Source organism: Hymenobacter sp. (assembly GCF_036387835.1).
Taxonomy (GTDB): domain Bacteria; phylum Bacteroidota; class Bacteroidia; order Cytophagales; family Hymenobacteraceae; genus Hymenobacter.
On record NZ_DASVSY010000026.1, the window covers coordinates 22,909 to 39,831 of the forward strand.

The window sequence follows — 16,923 nt, forward strand, 5'->3', positions numbered from 1 at the left end:
ACGTAATCTACTTTAGAACCGGATGTGCGCCCAATGGTTCAGCTACATTGGCCGAAATACGTGCTGGCCTTCCAAGTCCCGGATAAGCTGCTCGTCCAGCGGACTATTTTTCACTACGGCGTTGTCGAGCCAGAAGGCCGGATTGTAGGACCGGGCCATCACTTGTTGCAGGTCCTTGCTTTTGCGTGGCACATCGGCATAGGCATGCCCCGCCAAACGCGGCGTGTATTGGTAGAAAAAGAAAGTACTGGCAATGTGCGTGCTGTCGATTTTACCGTCGGCCTGTTGTGTTACGAGGCGGCACTGCGCCCGGGTACTGGCCAGCCGCGTGAGCGAATCGGCCACGGGCGTGTAATCCGATACCACCCGAAACGCATCTGATTCGATGTGGGTGTCGGGAAGGCCATTCAAACTTAGCAGGCTACTGGCCGAAAACGTCATTTCACGCCGGTGTAGGGCGGCCGTCTGCCTATCGATGTAGAGTAGGCCGCTTGGAGCGGTCTTGGTGGTTTCCATTTTCGGCTGAAAATGAATCACAGCTAATTCACGCCCCTGGCTGGTTTGAATTTCCTTTAGAGTGAAATCAAACTGCTGTAGCGCCTGCGACCCAAGCGGCGTCAGTAGCTTTGCGCGCCGCGGGTTTTTAATGAACGTGGGCAGCACCACCCTGATAATGGCCGAAAAGTTGGTGAACGTGAAGCCTCCCGGCCGCACCGCGTAGCGGCTCTCCCCCAAGTCCCACCCACTGATGTGCCGGTTATCGAACTTGACATCATAGAACGCGTCAAAAAACTCGCAATAGGTGCCGTTGTGACGGGTTTTCTGGCGGTAGAATGCTTTGCCATAATAGGCTTGCTTCTCGTGCCGGAGCAGCTTGGCCGAAGCCCGTTGCACCAGTTCCTTCGCCTCCTGCTCGGGGTTGCGAACTCGTACTTCGGGCAGGGCCACGGCATTTGCCGACAGCACAATAGTTACGGGGGTGGCAGCAGAGCTTACCTGCACCGTAGTAGGCGCATAGCCAATACTGAGCACTTCCAGCTGCTGCGGCAATGCGGAAACCCGCAAGCTAAACTCGCCGGCTTCGTTGGTGGCAGTGCCTTGCTGACTGCCCTTCACGCCTACGCTGGCATAAGGAATCGGGCGCTGCGTGTTGTCGACTACTTGCCCCGTCAAAGTAATACTCTGCGCCAGCACAGCCGGCCCTACTACCAGCATAGCACCCAATAAAATCAGCGGCTTCATCAATCCAGAATTCATAACAACAAAAAGTAGCTGCCTATCGATAAGGCTATATAGCAAATAGAACTCCGAAAAATAAGCACAGCTGCGAAGAAGCAATATCTAACGTTTCCTCGTGCAGAGGCTGTTTATCAGCAGCGAGTCGGGCCGTACCACGCAATGCGGAAGTACAAACTAGGGTCGGCGTAGCTAAGTGCTAGGCCTCTGTTTCAAGTATTGATACAGAAGCAGTTTGTTTAGGTTTTAAAAAACTAGAGCTAGTTTTCTAATCTGACAGTCTTTCGGTGCTCGGTGCTACTTTACAAACCAAGCAGATACAAAAGAAGCTCCCGTGGGGAGCTTCTGCTATGTTCACTTAGAGCCTATCCAACTAGGCCAAGTGTTTGTCATTCCGACGCAGGAGGAAACCGTCAGAAAAGCCTACTCAGATTCCTCCTGCGTCGGAATGACAAGACCTATTCGGATAGACTCTTAGTAGGTTTTACTACAACTGGGCCAGCTTCTGCGCATCGGCGTCGGAAACGTGGCCGCGCCCAACCATAAAATCGCGCACTAGCCCAAACGACTCAGCGTCGAGGCCGGACTTGGGGTGCTGGAGCAACGTGTCAAGTAAGAACTGCCGGTCTTCGTCGACGTGCGGGCTCAGGCCAAGGAAAGTGGGCAGGTTGCTTTCCACGCTTAGGCGCAGGAAGCGGATTTCGGGGTTATTGGCATCCAGCTTCACGGCTTCATCAAATTGCTTGGTAGCACTCTGCACGTAGGTCAGCTTGTTGAACATCGAAGCGTCGCGGGCCCGGATGGCTTCGGCGGCCGCCTTGTAGGCCAACACCACCGCGTCCTGCTGCCGGTAAGCCGACATCAGCTGGTAAAACTTTTCGCCGGCTTCTTTGCTGGTGGCAGCTTCTTGGTACTGGCGGCGCAAGTTGGAAACGGAGTAAGGCATCTTTGCAAGTAGGAATGAAGAATCAAGAACAAGGAACGGCTGCGCCGGAGCCGGTGTGCTCTTTAATTCTGAAAGTGAGGCAAGGCAAACAAAAGAAAGAAGGCAACGACGGAAGTACGGCTTCACGCAACAAAGGATTCGTGGACGGATAAGCTGCTTTGCGTAAATTATCATTGCAACCAAAGAGGAATCTGAGAAGCCTTTTAAGCCCTGATTCAGATTCCTTCTTGGTCGGAATGACAGTTCATATAGCTCGCAAACGGTAGCGAAAGTACGAACCCATCAACAAAAGCAGCTTGGTGTTGTCGGGGACGCGCACCCGCTCACCCAAGATTCGTGCCGCAGGCAACTGCCGGATTTTATGAAATAGCTTGAGGTAGTACACATAAGCCAGATAGACGCCGAGCTTGGCCGAGCGAGGCAACTGCATGATGCCCACGTAAGCGGCATCGAAATCGGCCCGGATATCGGCTTCTATTTCGCGCTTCACGCTGTCGTCGAACCGCTCGTAGGTTACGCCGGGGAAGTAAACCCGGCCCCGGTCGTCGTAGTCGGAGCGGATGTCGCGCAGGAAGTTTACCTTCTGGAATGCGGAGCCTAGCCGGCGCGCCGGCTCCCGCAGCCGCTGAAACATGGCCTCGTCGCCCTCGCAGAAAATGCGCAAGCACATCAGCCCCACGACTTCCGCCGAGCCGTAGATGTACTTCTCGTACAACGACTGGTTGTAGCTGCGGTCGTCGAGGTCCATTTCCATGCTGTACAGAAAGGCATCGATGAATTCGCGGTCTATGTTGTAGGTGTGCACCACGTCCTGAAAAGCATGCAGTACCGGGTTCAGGCTTAGCCCTAGTGCCAGTGCCTCATCGGTCTGCCGCTTGAAATCCGCGAACAGGGCCGCCTTATCGTGGTCGTGGAAGGTATCTACTATCTCATCGGCCCACCGCACGAAGCCATACACGGCGTACACCGGCAAGTGAAACCGCGCATCAAGTGTGCGGATGCCGAGCGTAAAAGACGTGCTGTAGCGTTGCGTGATGAGCTTGCTACACGCACGGCTGGTTTCAGTGAAAAGAGCAACGTGGTCCAAGGTGGGGTTGGTGACTGAGTAACTGAGCGAAAGATAAATAGAACTCTCTATTCTAATAGAAAGAAGCAAAAGCGTTCTTAGAGGCTATCCGAATAGGGAATGTCGGAATGACAAGACCTATTCGGATAGGTTCTTAGTGCGCCAACTCAGGCACAACAGGCTTTGCCGGAACCGGAAACTCTTTCTCTATTTCGCCGGCTACTACTTGCCCGGAAATAAGCGAAGGGGGCACACCCGGACCGGGCACTGTCAGCTGGCCCGTAAAGTAGAGGTTGCTCACCTTGTTGCTTTTCAGCGAAGGCTTCAGGATGGCGGTCTGGCGCAGGGTATTAGCCAGGCCGTAGGCGTTGCCTTTGTAGCTGTGGTAATCCTGCACGAAGTCCTGGTGGGCGTAGCTGCGCTTGAACACCACCGCGTCGCGGATGCTGTGGCCGCAGTGGCGCTCCAGCCGGTCCATGATGAGGTGGTAATAGTGCTCCCGGGTTTCTTCGGGATCGGGCAGGTTGGGCGCCACCGGAATCAGCAGAAACAGGTTTTCGCAGCCGGGCGGCGCTACGCTCGGGTCCGTCACGCTCGGGGTGGAAGCGTAGAACAGCGGGCGGCTCGGCCACTTCGGCTGCTCGTATATCTCTTCGGCGTGCAGGGCAAAATCCTCGTCGAAAAACAGGTTGTGGTGGCGCAGCTTGTCGAGCTTCTTGCTCACGCCCAAATAGAACAGCAACGACGATGGGGCCATGGTGCGCTTGTCCCAATAAGCTTCGCTGTAGTGGCGCCACTCGGGGGCCAGCAGGTGCTGCTCGGCGTGGTGGTAGTCGGCGCCGGCTACTACTATATCGGCGGGCCGGAAGCCGGTGGCGGTTTGCACGCCGGTGGCACGGCCGTTTTCCACCGCTATCTGCAACACTTCCTGGTTGTATTCGAGGGTTACGCCTTGCTCTTGCGCTAGCTGCACCATGCCCTCCACTATCTTGTGCATGCCGCCCATGGGGTACCAGGTGCCTAGCGCCAAGTCGGCGTAGTTCATAAGCGAGTACAGGGCGGGGGTATTTTCGGAAGTAGCCCCAAGGAACAGAATCGGAAATTCCACCAGTTCCAGCAGCCGCGAATCCTTGAAAAACTTGCGCACGTGCTTGTGCATGCTTTGCAGTAAGTCAAGCCGCAGGGCGTCCACCAGCAACCGCGGGTCGGCAAACTCGAGGAGGGAGCGGCCGGGCATGTGCACAAACTTCCCGATACCGACTTCATACTTGTAGGCCGCCTGCCGCAGAAACTCATCGAGCCGGGCGCCGCTGCCGGGCTCGTAGCGCTCGAACAACGCCCGCAGCTCGCTCATGGCAGCCGGAATATCCACTGCCTCCGGGCCTTTGAAAATCACCTGATACGACGGGTCCAGCCGCACCAGATTGTAATAATCGGCCACCTTCCGCCCGAAGCGGGCGAAATACTGCTCGAATATATCGGGCATCCAGTACCAGCTCGGGCCCATATCGAAGGTGAAGCCCTCGGCCTTGAACACGCGGGCCCGGCCGCCAGGGCCTTCGTTTTTCTCCAGAATAGTGACGCGGTACCCGCGCTGCGCCAACGAAGTAGCCGCTGACAGGCCCGCGAAACCGGAGCCAATAACCATCACATGTTTACTCACAGAACGGAATCACTGATTTGCGCTGATTGAACTTGCTCGACTAATGCCAGTGCCACAAAGGTGTAGAATTGGCCCTAAACCAGGTGGAATTTGCCGTATTAGCTGCGCTGTAACAGAACAGCATACCTAGTCATACCGGCAGAGGCGGCAGAGGTTTGAATCCTCGCCAATTAATCAACGAAACAAGTTCGAGCAGTACCAATAGCGGATAAACAAACCGGGCCGCGAACAGCGCTATAACAGCGTCGTTCGCGGCCCGTGATACGCCCGGGGCGGGGTATACTCTCTCCCTATTCCCTACTCGCCGGGGGCGTATGTCTTAAGCGCATCCTTGAGCTCCTTGCGGGCAATGTGAATGCGGTTTTTGACAGTGCCAATTGGAATTTGCAGCTTCTCGGCAATTTCCAAGTACTTATACCCAATGTAATACATCATAAACGGCGTCCGGTAGTCGGCCGACAGGCCGGCAATGGCCTGGTTGATATCCGTTACTACGAAGTCGGAAGTGGCTCCGTTGTGCGTGATATAGTTTTCGTCGGTATTGAAATACTGGAAGTACTCGGTGCTGTCAATGTTGCTGTTGCGCTTCGTTATCTTATTGTAGTTGTTGATGAACGTGTTGCGCATAATGGTATACAACCAGGCCTTCAGGTTGGTACCAGCTTTAAACTTGTCTTTGTTCAATAATGCTTTCAATAGAGTCTCCTGAACCAGATCTTTCGCATCGTCGGCGTCGCGAGTCAGGTTCATCGCCACGGGCTTTAGAGAGTAGGAAATCTTCTGTACTTGACTGGTGAATTCCAAAGAGGTCATACTGTTTAGCTTTTCGTGGCAAAAGGTTAAACAAATATACGAGCCAAATTTAAAGTCGGGTAACGCCGGATCAACTATTTTCGTCCCTCCCCTCACTTGCTAGTATAGCGTTTAGCAAAGTACGAAGCGACTGATTATCAGGGCAATTTGCCACGTATAAAATTCGGCAGCACCCAACTTTACCTACTCCGCCGTACCCCCGAAATACTCGATGAACCCCTGATTATTTCAGACAAACATGCCTTTTCTGGAGATAAAATCTCAACAGAAAATTTGCTTTAAACGAATTATTTTTTTGTTACTCCTGGACACTCGCCACTAGTCGGAGCTCATCGGCGAGCGTTAAAAATTCTGGCATATACCGAAACCGGATGGTGTTATTCGGCATTTGCAGCCCTTCGGAGTGGGCTAAAGGTCCGTAGAAGCACAACAATTTGTTTGGACACAGCGTCGCCAATTTATTTATAAAGTCCTGTACCCGGTCGCGCTCAGGAAGGGCCGTCATCACCGTACAGAGGGCGTATGGGCGGTAAGTATCGCAAACAGCTTGTAGCTCTTTAATGGGCAGGTTCTGACCTAAGTACAGCACATGATGCCCCCGCGCCCGCAAGGCGTAGTTCATAAACAACAAGGCTAATTCGTGCATCTCCCCTTCGGGCAGAAACAACACCCACCGATGCGCTGCGGTGGCCTGTACTGGAGGCAGCGTATCGGTAGCGGCCATCATTTTCTGGCGCACCAGATTGGTAACCAAGTGCTCCTGCGCCGGATTGACGCTACCCGCCTGCCACATCACGCCTATACGCTGCAAAAACGGGTATATGACGTGCATGACGGCCAACTCGAAGCCTAGGTTTTTCGAGGCCTGGTTAAGCAGGTAGCTAAGCTGCGGCTCGTTCATTTCGAGCATAGCGGCCAACAGGCTATTTACCTGCTGGCAATAGTCGTGGATGCCTTCGTTGCAGGATATAACGGCTTGGCCGAGCTCTTCTTCGCTTAGCTGCGCGATTTTGGAAATGCGGTGCCCCTGGCTGCAAAGCGTGGCGACATTTAAGAGCCGCCGCAAATCATCGTCGCAATACGTGCGGATGTTGGTGGCGGTGCGCACCGGGCGCAAAATGCCGTAGCGCTGCTCCCATATCCGGATCGTATGCGCTTTGATACCGGAAAGCTGCTCGAGGTCACTGATTGAAAATTGTCCCACGGCTAGCCCTCCTTTCCTTCCAACTGCTTGCGGTTGCTGGCAACCGCCGATTGCCGAAGCGTACGGGTAGGTGCTGGCTTACGCAGGGCCAGTGTAAAGTAACGCGGCGACACCCATAGCAACCCAAACTCTTCGGAATTGTCGCGGCCGGTGGTTTTGTGGTGCATTTTGTGCGCCATGTTCAAGGCTCGCAAGTAGGTGTTGCGCGATTTACGCCAGAAGCGGAACCGCCCATGAATCAGTACGTCGTGCACGAAGAAGTACAAGGTGCCGTACGCTGCAATGCCTACTCCCATCCAGAAACGAAAGTCTTTCTCGGGGGTGCCATACACGATTAGCAGCGCCGAAAGGGCTCCGTAGAACAGAAAGAAAAAATCGTTGCGCTCGAAGTGGTGCGGATGTCGGACGTGGTGCGAGCGGTGCAAAAACCACAGTGGCCCATGCAACACAAACTTGTGCATAAACCACGCAATGAACTCCATTCCAAGAAAAGTAGCCGCGGTAGTGGCTACGGCTGCCGTTGTCGTCATATAGATGAGCTAACCACAGGAAAGAGTAGATGTTTGGAGAAGTTGTAAGCGGGCAAACAAAAAAACAGTGGTTCGACGGCTAACCTATGAGCTCTGCCGAACCACTGACTGCCATTTAACTTGTAGGGCAGCCGGTTGTTTGGCAGATAGCAGGCGACAACGGAATTTCAGGACCACTCGTAGCCTGCAACTCATACCACCAAACTCAATTTTCCCAATTCATCTTTTCCTTGGCCAGGAAGGCGGCGATACCCCGGCGGCAATCCAAGGTACCCCGCGCTTCGGCATTCATTTGCGCGGCATACCGCAAGCTGTCTTCCAGCGGCATTTCGGGAATCCGCGCCAGCATTTCCTTGGTCAACTCCATGCTCTGGCTGGAATTTTCGACGCACAGCCGCCGCGCGAAGGCGTGGACGTGTGCAGCCAGCGTTTCAGCGGGCACCACCTCGTTGATGAGGTGGAGTTCCAGTGCCTTCGCGGCCGAAACAGCGTCGCCAGTGAGCAGGAGCTGCTTGGTACGGGCCTCCCCTATCTTGCGGAGCAGAAACACACTTACGATGGAAGGCAGAAAGCCAATCTTCACTTCGGTGTAGCCAAAACGAGCCTCCGGCACGGCAAAGGCGAAGTCGCAGACGGTAGCCAGCCCGCAGCCGCCGGCCAGCGCGTGGCCCTGCACCTGCGCAACAACCACTTTCTTGAGGGTGTAAATCTGGTGAAACAGCTGCATTAGGTGCGTGGAATCGGCTAGGTTGTCGGTGTAGCCAAAGCCTTGCAGCTCCTGAATGTAGGCCAGGTCGGCACCAGCGCAAAAGGCTTCGCCTTCGGCTCGCAGCACAACTACTTTGCAAGCTTCATCGTCTTCGGCAAAGTCGAAGGCCAGCTTCAGCTCACTTACCATCTCGGCGCTGAGGGCATTACGTTTCTCGGGACGATTGAGGGTTATATAGCCAATGGCGTCTTGCGCCTCGTAGCGAATGAAGCGCAAGGCTTCCAGCTCTTGGGTGGGCATATTATCCATAGGGTTCAGGGTTAAGACAACGGTGAGAAGCGGCGCGGCTGGTAGGACAAAGTCGTACGGCCGGGCAACGCGGAGGTAGATCGGTATCAACCAAACCTAACAAAAAGGAGGCGCTCTTAAAACTATATAGCGCGCTAGTAGGCAAACCGGTTTCGTTGGGCCTTAGTTTCTGGTCGCTGCCGAAACCGGCTTCCGGCTGTAAGCACCCTGCTCCGTTAGATCATGTGTCTGCCAGCCAGCTAGTTGCAGCTTCGGGCGCAGTGATGCAACGTACCAGGATTTACAGGAAGAATCGAAAATAATAGTCGGAGACGAGCCAAAAACCGCGGCCAGTGTTTCGGGCAAAACGCGGGCGTTACGGCGCAGCACCACAATATCAACCGGACTAGCTTGCCGGGCCCCATCGAGGCGGCCCGATACAAACGCCACGCGCACCCCACGCCATACGGTTAGCAGCACCCCGCTACCATCGGTACCAGCAGCGGGCACCGGACTACTTTGCCAGCCGGTATGGTAGCTCACCTGCCGGGCCTCGCGCTCAATAACGCCCGGTACAATGCGGTAAGTACGCTCCGACTCCTTGAGGGGCAGCGAATCGACGGTTACGATATGGGCGGCGGCGCCCTGCCAGAACCCCACCACCGACCGGCGCGGAATACTATAGAAAATCAGGCGCTCGTCGGGGGCGAGGCGGTGGGTGGCCCACACGCGGTTGCCGGCAAACACTGCCATCAGCCCACACGCCAGCCCAAGCCAGGCTAAATGCCGCCGTGCCGCAAACGCCAGCAGCACCAGAATGATGGCGAAAATCAGCCACGCCTGCGGCGCCGTGACGTGCACACCCGAAATCAAAGCGCCAGGCACAGCGCGGCCAATCCAGAAGATGTAATTGTTGAACCAACGAATTAATAATTCAAAAACTAAGCCTATGCCCTGTGGCAGCACATCCATTACAGTACTAGCGGAGGGCAATAGCAAGCTGAGGCCAGCAGTAAGTAGCTTCGTCGCCAGCAATAGCATGCCGGCATATACTGCCCAACACGAAATAGGCACGGCCACGAGGTTGGAGAGCAGGAAGCTGAGCGGAAACTGATGAAAATAGTAGAGGCCCAACGGAAACGTAGCCACCTGCGCGGCCAAGGAAAGCGCCGTGGCCTGCCAGGTTAAATCCAGAGCCCAACTCGTTTTTCGCCAAAACCACTGGACTCCTTTTGATTGCCAGGGGCGCGTTTTGGCTAGAAAATAGCCCTTCACATCCAGCCACGCCACAATGCGCGGTTGCAGGTACACAATGCTGACAACCGCCAGAAAAGACAGCTGAAACCCTACGTCGCACAACAGATACGGGTCGTAGCAGAGCAAACAAAAAGCAGCCACCGCCAACGTATTAATCATGTTGGTTTGCCGTCCGCTGGCCCGCGCCACCACAATAAACGTGAACATCACGGCCGCCCGCAGCACCGACGCCGACAAGCCCGTCAGGAAGGCATAGCTCCAGATACCACCCAAGCCGAGCAGCGCCGACACCAGCCGAAACATCGCGCCGCGCCGCCCCGGCACCAAACTCAACAGCCACGTCACGGCCCCAAACAACAGTCCTACTTGCAAGCCCGAAACCGCCATGATGTGGGTAGTTCCCGTGTTGGCGTAGGCCTGCTTGGTTTCCTGGTCGACATCGTCTTTGATACCCAGTACCAGCGCCGAAGCCAGCGCGTATTCGCGCTTGGCGTGCACGTACTGCCGGAACACACCGTCGAGCACTTGCGCCGTGTGCATGGCCACGGCGCGTAGGGCACTAGGGGGAGCCGTGCCCATTTTCCGGTACTGATCGGGGTGCACAAACTGCTGGTGGTAGACCTGGTGGTACTCCAGGTAGCGGCGGTAGTCGAACTCGCCGGGGTTGAGAGGTGCCTTACTCGGGGCAGGGGCACCCCGCACCAGCCATACGTCGCCGTACCGGGGCGCCACCACGCCCGAATCGCGCGGTATGGAAACGCGGATGCCCCCCACCGCCGTCTGCCACTTCCCTGCAACCCGCACCGCCGAAACCCGCAGCGTGGTAGCGTAGGTAGTAGGCCGCACCACGGTATAGTCGTCTACTACGGCCCGGTAGAACTCGATCTTATCACTGAATCGATACACATGATTTGCTGCCCGCGACTCGGTTGCCTGCTGCGTCAGGGCTGCTCCTGCCACATACACTGCGGCCATAGCTAACAGGCCGGCGGCATCGGTAGCGCCGGCTTCCCGCTGCCGGCTCGCCCAATACTGCCCAGCTCCGAAGAGGACCACCAACCCCAGCAGTGGTCCTAGCAGCGGCGGCAGCCTCTCCCCCCAATAGAGGTAGGTTAGGATGCCCGCCATCAAGGCGAGCGTTAGACGCACAAAGGCGTAGGAAGCCCACTGGAAGGTATTATTCATAAATAAGCCCGCGATAGAACACCGTAATTCTTCTAAAGTAATACTTCAGCTAAGACCTTCCGGCCCAGGCACCAAGGCGTTTTGCGTAAGCCGCCGCGCCCACCTCCCGAGAATGGTACTTCTGGCCAAGCAACAGGGAACAGAAAGGCTGCTTTGCCTTAGCGCCGGACCATCTTGAAATGTTGAATATCGCACTCCTCGAACATTTCTCCTTCTTTCTCGAACCCGTGCCGCTCATAGAACCGCACGGCTGGCAGCTGCGCGTGCAAATAGACTTTAGTGTCCGGGTATTGCGCATCCACATCCTTCAACACCTGTTCGAGTAAGGCGGCACCTGCTTGTTGGTTCCTATACTCTGTTAGCACGGCAAAACGCTCTAGTTTTACCCCCGCATCGGTTTTACGCCAGCGGGCAGCTCCGCAGGGCGTACCATCCGCCGCACGGGCCAAATAGTGCGTAGCGCCGGCTGCATCATGGGTATCATACTCTTCTTCGGCGGGCACGTTTTGCCCTATCACAAACACTTCCCGGCGGATAGCAAATGCCGCATCAAGATCTTGGGGCGCAGAAATACGTTGGGCTTCCATGAATCACGGATTTAGACGGATTAATCGAATTTTACGGATGAATTCCGTTTTCGAATTGGTCAGCGAAAGTAAGAATGAAATAAAAAAAGCGGCCTTCCATGGGAAGCCGCTTTTTGTTGTAATAAAAACAAGGTCACCTAAAGCTTCAGCTTGCTTTACAGTTGCTGCTCCTGGTTTACGGGTAGTTTTTGGGTACCATCGTCCTCGGGACGGGTATCAGGATGCCGGCCCGGGTCGGAGGCGGCGGAGCCGGGATTGTTGGGCCGACGGTAGGGCTGCGCTTCGCGGATGGGCCGGTTGATGGAGTTAGCCTGCTCGTGCTGAGTGTCCACGTCGAACTTGTCGTAGGCCAGCACGATGGACTTCACCAGGCGGTGGCGTACCACGTCTTCCGAGCTCATTTCCACGAACCCAATACCACTTACATCCTTCAGAATATCCAGTGCTTGAATCAGGCCGGATTTCTGTTTGGTGGGCAAGTCAATCTGGCTGCGGTCACCGTTCACCATCACCTTGGCCGTCGGGCCCATTCGGGTCAGAAACATCTTCAGCTGCGAAGGCGTGGTGTTTTGGGCCTCATCGAGGAGCACGAAAGCATTGTTGAGCGTCCGGCCGCGCATGTACGCCAGCGGGGCTATTTCGATGGTCTTGTTCTCCATGTAGAACTTGAACTTCTCGGGCGGCAGCATGTCCTCGAGCGCATCATAAATGGGTCGCAGATACGGGTCAATCTTATCTTTCAGGTCGCCGGGCAGGAAACCGAGGCTTTCGCCGGCTTCCACTACGGGACGCGAAATGATGATTTTCTTGACCTCTTTGTTTTTAAGCGCCCGCACGGCTAATGCCACCGAAATATACGTCTTGCCCGTACCGGCTGGCCCGAGCGCAAACACCAGGTCATGGCGCATAACGGCATCAACAAGCCGCTGCTGGTTGGCTGTTTTAGCTTTAATAACGCCGCCTTTGGCCCCAAACAGAATCACATCGGGCGAGGCGGCGAGCAGGCGGTCCTGCTGGTCCTCATCGGACGAGGAAAGGTACTGGTACACTGTTTTGTCGGTGATTTGTCCGTACTGGTGATAATGTTCCAGCAGGGCCGACAGAATATCGTTGATACGGCTGATGACGGGCGTTTGGCCCTGTATTTTAATCTCGTTGCCGCGGGAAATAATTTTGCTTCCAGGAAAAGCCGCCGCTAATTGACGGATATTCTGGTTATCGGGTCCCAGGAAATCAATCAGGGACACGTTTTCGAGCGTGATGACTTTCTCTACCAAATTAGGGGTGGTGGGGACTAGGAAGTTGAGTGAAATGAAAGCGCTTGAAGAACATCGGTTCCGGCAAATAGCCTACTTTTGCCGCCCTTGGAGGGCACTAAAACAATAGTACGAAGAACTTGGAATTTCCGGCAATGGGATTGATTACGTTTCTGTCTGACTTTGGCTACCGCGACCATTACGTGGCGGCCGTAAAGGCACGGATTCTGCAATTAGCTCCGACCATGCCGGTGCTCGACATTTCGCACGCTATTGAACCCTTCAACATCGCGCACGCCGTTCACGTTCTAAATGCGGTATTCCGTGACTTCCCGGCGGGCACCGTCCACCTCATCGGTGTCAACGATTTGGGTGGCCCACGCGCGGCCTGGCACGCAGGCTTGTACGAAGGACATTACTTCGTAGCCGCCGATAATGGCGTCCTGGCCCTGCTTTGCGATGGCCAACCCGAGGAGCTAGTAAGTTTGGGAACAGCTGCTGCCCTCACTGCCTCCCCCACCCGCGACCTGCTAGCCCCCGCCGCCGTGCACTTAGCTCAGGGAGGCCTGCTAACCGACCTCGGACCCACCACTACGCAGCTTTACCAGTTGCTCAACCGCCAAGTGCGCCTCCAAGACAACCGCATCACCGGCCACGTGGTGCACGTCGATCATTACGGCAACTTGGTTACTGACATCACTCGCCAAGCAGTGGAAGTTATCGGCCGCACTCGCCCGTTCACCATCCATTTCGCCCGCGAAACAGTCCGCGAAATTGCCGCCCATTTCCAAGCCTCTGACCCGGGCGAAGCGGTGTGCATTTTCAACAGTCAAGGCCAGCTTTGCATCGGCATCAATCAAGGCAACGCCTCGGAACTGCTTGGCTTGCATTTCGACTCACAAGTCGATTTGCGCTTCCCGGTAGACGGGCAGTAAAGGCACCTTGCTTAGTAAAAACTAATTTCTGGTTCAACTAAAACCTCGTTATTTACTCAGAAATTAAGCTTCTGTTTTTGTTTTTATATTATGTTAAATAGGAGAGCTTTACTTTTACGAGCTTGAAATGTTAGAAGACAAGCTAACCGTAAATCCTTTTACATGCTAATCCGAGTTGTGCGCATGACATTCGCGCCTGAGCAAGTCCCGGCCTTTCTAGAGATTTATCGTAATTCTCAAGATCAGATTCGCCAGATGCCAGGCTGCCGCTTTCTGGAATTGTGGCAGGACGCCGACCAGCCGCATATTTATTGCACGCATAGTCATTGGGAATCCGAGGAGGCGTTGAATGCCTACCGCCGCTCTGTGTTGTTTGGACAGGTGTGGCCTGCTACCAAGGCGCTGTTTACTGCTCCGGCCCAGGCGTTTTCGGTGCACCAAGTCCCGCCTTACTAGCTAAGGGCAAATGAGCTTGTGTCTGCCCCAAACCCTCCCCTTCGCAGGATTTTATATAAGCCAGCAAGACTCAGCAAGCTCTCCTGGCCAGACAGATTCTTGGCTTATCGATTTAGCATAGATAAGCACAGCGAGGACACCGAAGAACAAGAAAGCGCCAACCTTAATCAGCAAAGGCTGTATTGCTAGCTATGGACACCAACTATTTCGAGTTCTACGGTCTACCCGAAACTTTTCAGCCGGACGAAGCAGCCTTGAAGCACCGCTACTACGCCTTGAGCCGCGAATATCACCCCGATTTCCACGCCACGGCTAGTCCGGAGCGGCAGCAGGAGATCCTGCGGCTGGCCACGCTGAACACCAACGCCTACCGTACCCTCTCCGATGCTGACTTGCGGATGGCTTACATTTTAAGCCAGCACGGGCTGCTGGAAGAGGGAAAACAGGAGATGCCTTCAGATTTTTTAATGGAAGTGATGGACCTGAACGAGCAGATAATGGAGCTGGAATTCGAGCCGGATCCGGAGGCAGCTAAGCGGGTCGAAAATGAAGTTAATGCCTTGACTCAGACGCTAGATGCAGGAATTGAGCCGGTGTTGGCTGGCTATCCGGGCCTACCGGTTGATACCCGGCCTCAGGCTCTACGCCAAATACAAACCTATTATTTGAAGAAGCGCTACCTGTTGCGCATTCGCGAAAGTCTAACTAAGTTTGCAGCCCGCTCCTGAAACGAAGGAGCGAAGTGAAGCCCAGATGGCGGAACCGGTAGACGCGTTGGTCTCAAACACCAATACCGCAAGGTGTGCCGGTTCGACTCCGGCTCTGGGTACCTGGAAGGGCTAACGCCCCTCACTAAAGCAAGCCTCAAAAGCTGTAAATCTGTTCGCAGATGCAGTTTTTGAGGCTTTTTTGCGTTTAGCCCAATTGGGATTTACCAGAGGTGATACCTGGACTTACCAATAAGCTTACGCCACCCCTTACGCCACCTCTTTTTTCAAACCCTATGAAAGTTTTGTTTGAGCTGCGGCATGATAAGCAGGATAAGGCAGGCACGGTGCCGGTCTATGTATCGGCGTACTTCAACGGGCTGCGGCTTCGCTGCTCGACGAAAGAGCGGTGTGAGCCGCGCCAGTGGAATGAGAAGGAACAGGAGTTTCGGCGCTCGTTTCCGGGCTATCAAACGGCCAATGATGGCTTGAAAGCCCTGATGCGACGCCTGGAAGACCGGTACCGGGAACTGCGGGCCGCGAACGTAGCACCAAGCGTAGCCTTGATGCGTGAGGCGGTGAATCCGGCGGCCGTTGTAGTGAAGGAGGAACCTACGCTGGTGACCCGCTTCGCAGAGTTTCGAGATGTGATAGGCGGACGCGGGTATGCCTTCCATACCGTGCGGCACTATAAAACCGCGTGCAACCACTTGGGAGCTTTTCTTGGCAAGACGCGGCGCAAGGGACTGGTGCTGGCGGGGCTATACCTTGGCGGTGCACGATGAGTTTGTGAGTTACCTGCGGGCCGGTTGCGGCTTATCCGCCAACGGAGTGTATTCGGTGCTGAAAGATCTAAAAACCTTTCTGCGCCATGCGCAGGATGAGCGAGGCCTAACGTTGGGGTTGGAACTGAAGCGGTTTGAGGTGCGGTACACCGACCAAGCCAAAACGTATTTAACCGGGTCTGACCTGGCCGCGCTGGTGGCGGTGAAGCTTCCCAAAACCTTGGAGCCGGCGCGGGACGTGTTCTGGTTTTGCTGCTACACAGGCTTGCGCTACTCCGACGTAGCGGCACTGCACGCGGGCAACCTGCACGCGTTGGGAGCCAATGGCGACGGAGACCGGGTGCTGCGACTAATCCAGACGAAAACACGGGCTACGGTAAGCATCTACCTGAGCCGGTTGGCGGCGGATATCCTGGACCGCTACGCGGTGCCCGAGCGGCAATACGACGGCGCCCGGCTCCTGCCGGTGCTGGCCAACCAGCCGATGAACCGGTATTTAAAGAAAATAGCGCAGCTGGCGGGAGTGACTCGCCCGGTGGAAGTGGTGGGCACGGCGGGCGGTCAGGTGGTGAAAACGGCCGTGCCGCTGCATGAGTTGGTAACGATGCACACCGCTCGCCACACGTTTGCAGTACAAAGCCTGCTGCGCGGAATGCCGGTGACTGTGTTACAGCGCGTGATGGGCCACGCCAAAATTCAGAATACCATGCGCTACGCGCAAGTGGTTGAGGAGTTGCAGCACCAGGCGATGCGGACGGCGTGGGACGGGCCGACTACTGCACCGGCTAGCACAGCTGTAGACGCGGCGGTATGTAATGTGATGGCCGCGTAAGTAGTAAATAGAAAGAGAAAACGCCCGGTTGGAAGCAAGCTTTCGACTGGGCGTTTTGCTGCCGGGTAGCTCTTAGGCTGTTTCGATGAGCAAAGGCTATCAGTACGCTCCGACATGCCTCCGAGTACGGTCCGAGTGGGCTAGCTAGCGGTTGATGGCATCGGATACTTCGGCTGCGTCGAGGCCGGTGAAGCGGCACAAGTCCTGCACGGTGATGAGGGCACCGGCGGGCTTGCCGGCGGCTTGGCGGGCACGACGCATGAGGCGCTTGGCAGCGTCGTAGCTGCGGCCGGTCAGGCCTGCCACGTCTTTGGGGTATAGGCAGATGCGGGGCACGAGGATGGAGCGGGGTATGTGAGGATAGACGGGGCTATACAGGGCACCGTAGTAGCAATGTCAAATTTACTTGAAGTATTTCGATAGCACAAACAGTGCCCTGGCTTTGAATGCAGGCTGTGGTGCTGGCGG

17 protein-coding genes and 1 tRNA gene are annotated in these 16,923 nt (G+C 55.5%); 6 read left to right on the forward strand and 12 right to left on the reverse strand.

What is annotated here, in order from left to right; genetic code table 11:
• Positions 1-42: 42 nt before the first annotated feature.
• The 11 genes from VF639_RS05245 to VF639_RS05295 form a co-directional block, all read right to left on the reverse strand.
• Positions 43-1,257: a carboxypeptidase-like regulatory domain-containing protein gene (locus VF639_RS05245; protein WP_331144832.1), complete on the reverse strand. Its 1,215-nt coding sequence runs from the start codon at positions 1,255-1,257 to the stop codon at positions 43-45.
• A 466-nt stretch (positions 1,258-1,723) separates the two neighbouring features.
• Positions 1,724-2,182 (reverse strand): hypothetical protein, encoded by a 459-nt coding sequence (locus VF639_RS05250; RefSeq protein WP_331144833.1) that lies wholly within the window; start codon positions 2,180-2,182, stop codon positions 1,724-1,726.
• 244 nt (positions 2,183-2,426) lie between these two features.
• Entirely contained in the window at positions 2,427-3,269 is an 843-nt protein-coding gene (locus tag VF639_RS05255; protein WP_331144834.1) for a phytoene/squalene synthase family protein, read from the reverse strand.
• A 133-nt stretch (positions 3,270-3,402) separates the two neighbouring features.
• Positions 3,403-4,911: a phytoene desaturase family protein gene (locus VF639_RS05260; protein ID WP_331144835.1), complete on the reverse strand. Its 1,509-nt coding sequence runs from the start codon at positions 4,909-4,911 to the stop codon at positions 3,403-3,405.
• Between the two features lie 297 nt (positions 4,912-5,208).
• Complete coding sequence (locus VF639_RS05265) at positions 5,209-5,724, reverse strand: sigma-70 family RNA polymerase sigma factor (protein ID WP_022823815.1); 516 nt, start codon at positions 5,722-5,724, stop codon at positions 5,209-5,211.
• 298 nt (positions 5,725-6,022) lie between these two features.
• Positions 6,023-6,928, reverse strand: a complete 906-nt coding sequence (locus VF639_RS05270) for a MerR family transcriptional regulator (RefSeq protein ID WP_331144836.1) — start codon at positions 6,926-6,928, stop codon at positions 6,023-6,025.
• 2 nt (positions 6,929-6,930) lie between these two features.
• Positions 6,931-7,458 carry a sterol desaturase family protein gene (locus VF639_RS05275; RefSeq protein WP_331144837.1) on the reverse strand — a complete coding sequence of 176 codons (528 nt, stop codon included), beginning with the start codon at positions 7,456-7,458 and terminating at the stop codon, positions 6,931-6,933.
• Between the two features lie 205 nt (positions 7,459-7,663).
• Positions 7,664-8,476 carry an enoyl-CoA hydratase/isomerase family protein gene (locus VF639_RS05280; protein ID WP_331144838.1) on the reverse strand — a complete coding sequence of 271 codons (813 nt, stop codon included), beginning with the start codon at positions 8,474-8,476 and terminating at the stop codon, positions 7,664-7,666.
• Positions 8,477-8,638: 162 nt separating this feature from the next.
• On the reverse strand, positions 8,639-10,897 hold the full coding sequence (locus tag VF639_RS05285; RefSeq protein WP_331144839.1) for a ComEC/Rec2 family competence protein: 2,259 nt from the start codon (positions 10,895-10,897) through the stop codon (positions 8,639-8,641).
• 158 nt (positions 10,898-11,055) lie between these two features.
• The gene (locus tag VF639_RS05290; protein WP_331144840.1) at positions 11,056-11,484 is read right to left on the reverse strand and encodes a GNAT family N-acetyltransferase; all 429 of its coding nucleotides are present in this window, start codon (positions 11,482-11,484) and stop codon (positions 11,056-11,058) included.
• 155 nt (positions 11,485-11,639) lie between these two features.
• Positions 11,640-12,761 (reverse strand): PhoH family protein, encoded by a 1,122-nt coding sequence (locus VF639_RS05295; protein WP_331144841.1) that lies wholly within the window; start codon positions 12,759-12,761, stop codon positions 11,640-11,642.
• A gap of 119 nt (positions 12,762-12,880) precedes the next feature.
• On the opposite strand from VF639_RS05295, the gene VF639_RS05300 reads away from it, so the two are divergent.
• From VF639_RS05300 to VF639_RS05325, 6 genes are all read left to right on the forward strand, one after another.
• On the forward strand, positions 12,881-13,675 hold the full coding sequence (locus VF639_RS05300; protein WP_331144842.1) for an SAM hydrolase/SAM-dependent halogenase family protein: 795 nt from the start codon (positions 12,881-12,883) through the stop codon (positions 13,673-13,675).
• 162 nt (positions 13,676-13,837) lie between these two features.
• The gene (locus VF639_RS05305) at positions 13,838-14,131 is read left to right on the forward strand and encodes a putative quinol monooxygenase (protein ID WP_331144843.1); all 294 of its coding nucleotides are present in this window, start codon (positions 13,838-13,840) and stop codon (positions 14,129-14,131) included.
• 191 nt (positions 14,132-14,322) lie between these two features.
• Positions 14,323-14,859 carry a Fe-S protein assembly co-chaperone HscB gene (gene hscB / locus VF639_RS05310; RefSeq protein ID WP_331144844.1) on the forward strand — a complete coding sequence of 179 codons (537 nt, stop codon included), beginning with the start codon at positions 14,323-14,325 and terminating at the stop codon, positions 14,857-14,859.
• 19 nt (positions 14,860-14,878) lie between these two features.
• Positions 14,879-14,960: transfer RNA gene (locus VF639_RS05315), tRNA-Leu, on the forward strand.
• Between the two features lie 174 nt (positions 14,961-15,134).
• Positions 15,135-15,623 carry an Arm DNA-binding domain-containing protein gene (locus VF639_RS05320; RefSeq protein WP_331144845.1) on the forward strand — a complete coding sequence of 163 codons (489 nt, stop codon included), beginning with the start codon at positions 15,135-15,137 and terminating at the stop codon, positions 15,621-15,623.
• Positions 15,613-16,455 carry a site-specific integrase gene (locus VF639_RS05325; protein WP_331144885.1) on the forward strand — a complete coding sequence of 281 codons (843 nt, stop codon included), beginning with the start codon at positions 15,613-15,615 and terminating at the stop codon, positions 16,453-16,455. The genes VF639_RS05320 and VF639_RS05325 overlap by 11 nt, the downstream gene beginning before the upstream one ends.
• A gap of 144 nt (positions 16,456-16,599) precedes the next feature.
• On the opposite strand, the gene VF639_RS05330 is transcribed toward VF639_RS05325, so the two are convergent.
• The gene (locus VF639_RS05330) at positions 16,600-16,791 is read right to left on the reverse strand and encodes a hypothetical protein (protein ID WP_331144846.1); all 192 of its coding nucleotides are present in this window, start codon (positions 16,789-16,791) and stop codon (positions 16,600-16,602) included.
• Positions 16,792-16,923: the final 132 nt, after the last annotated feature.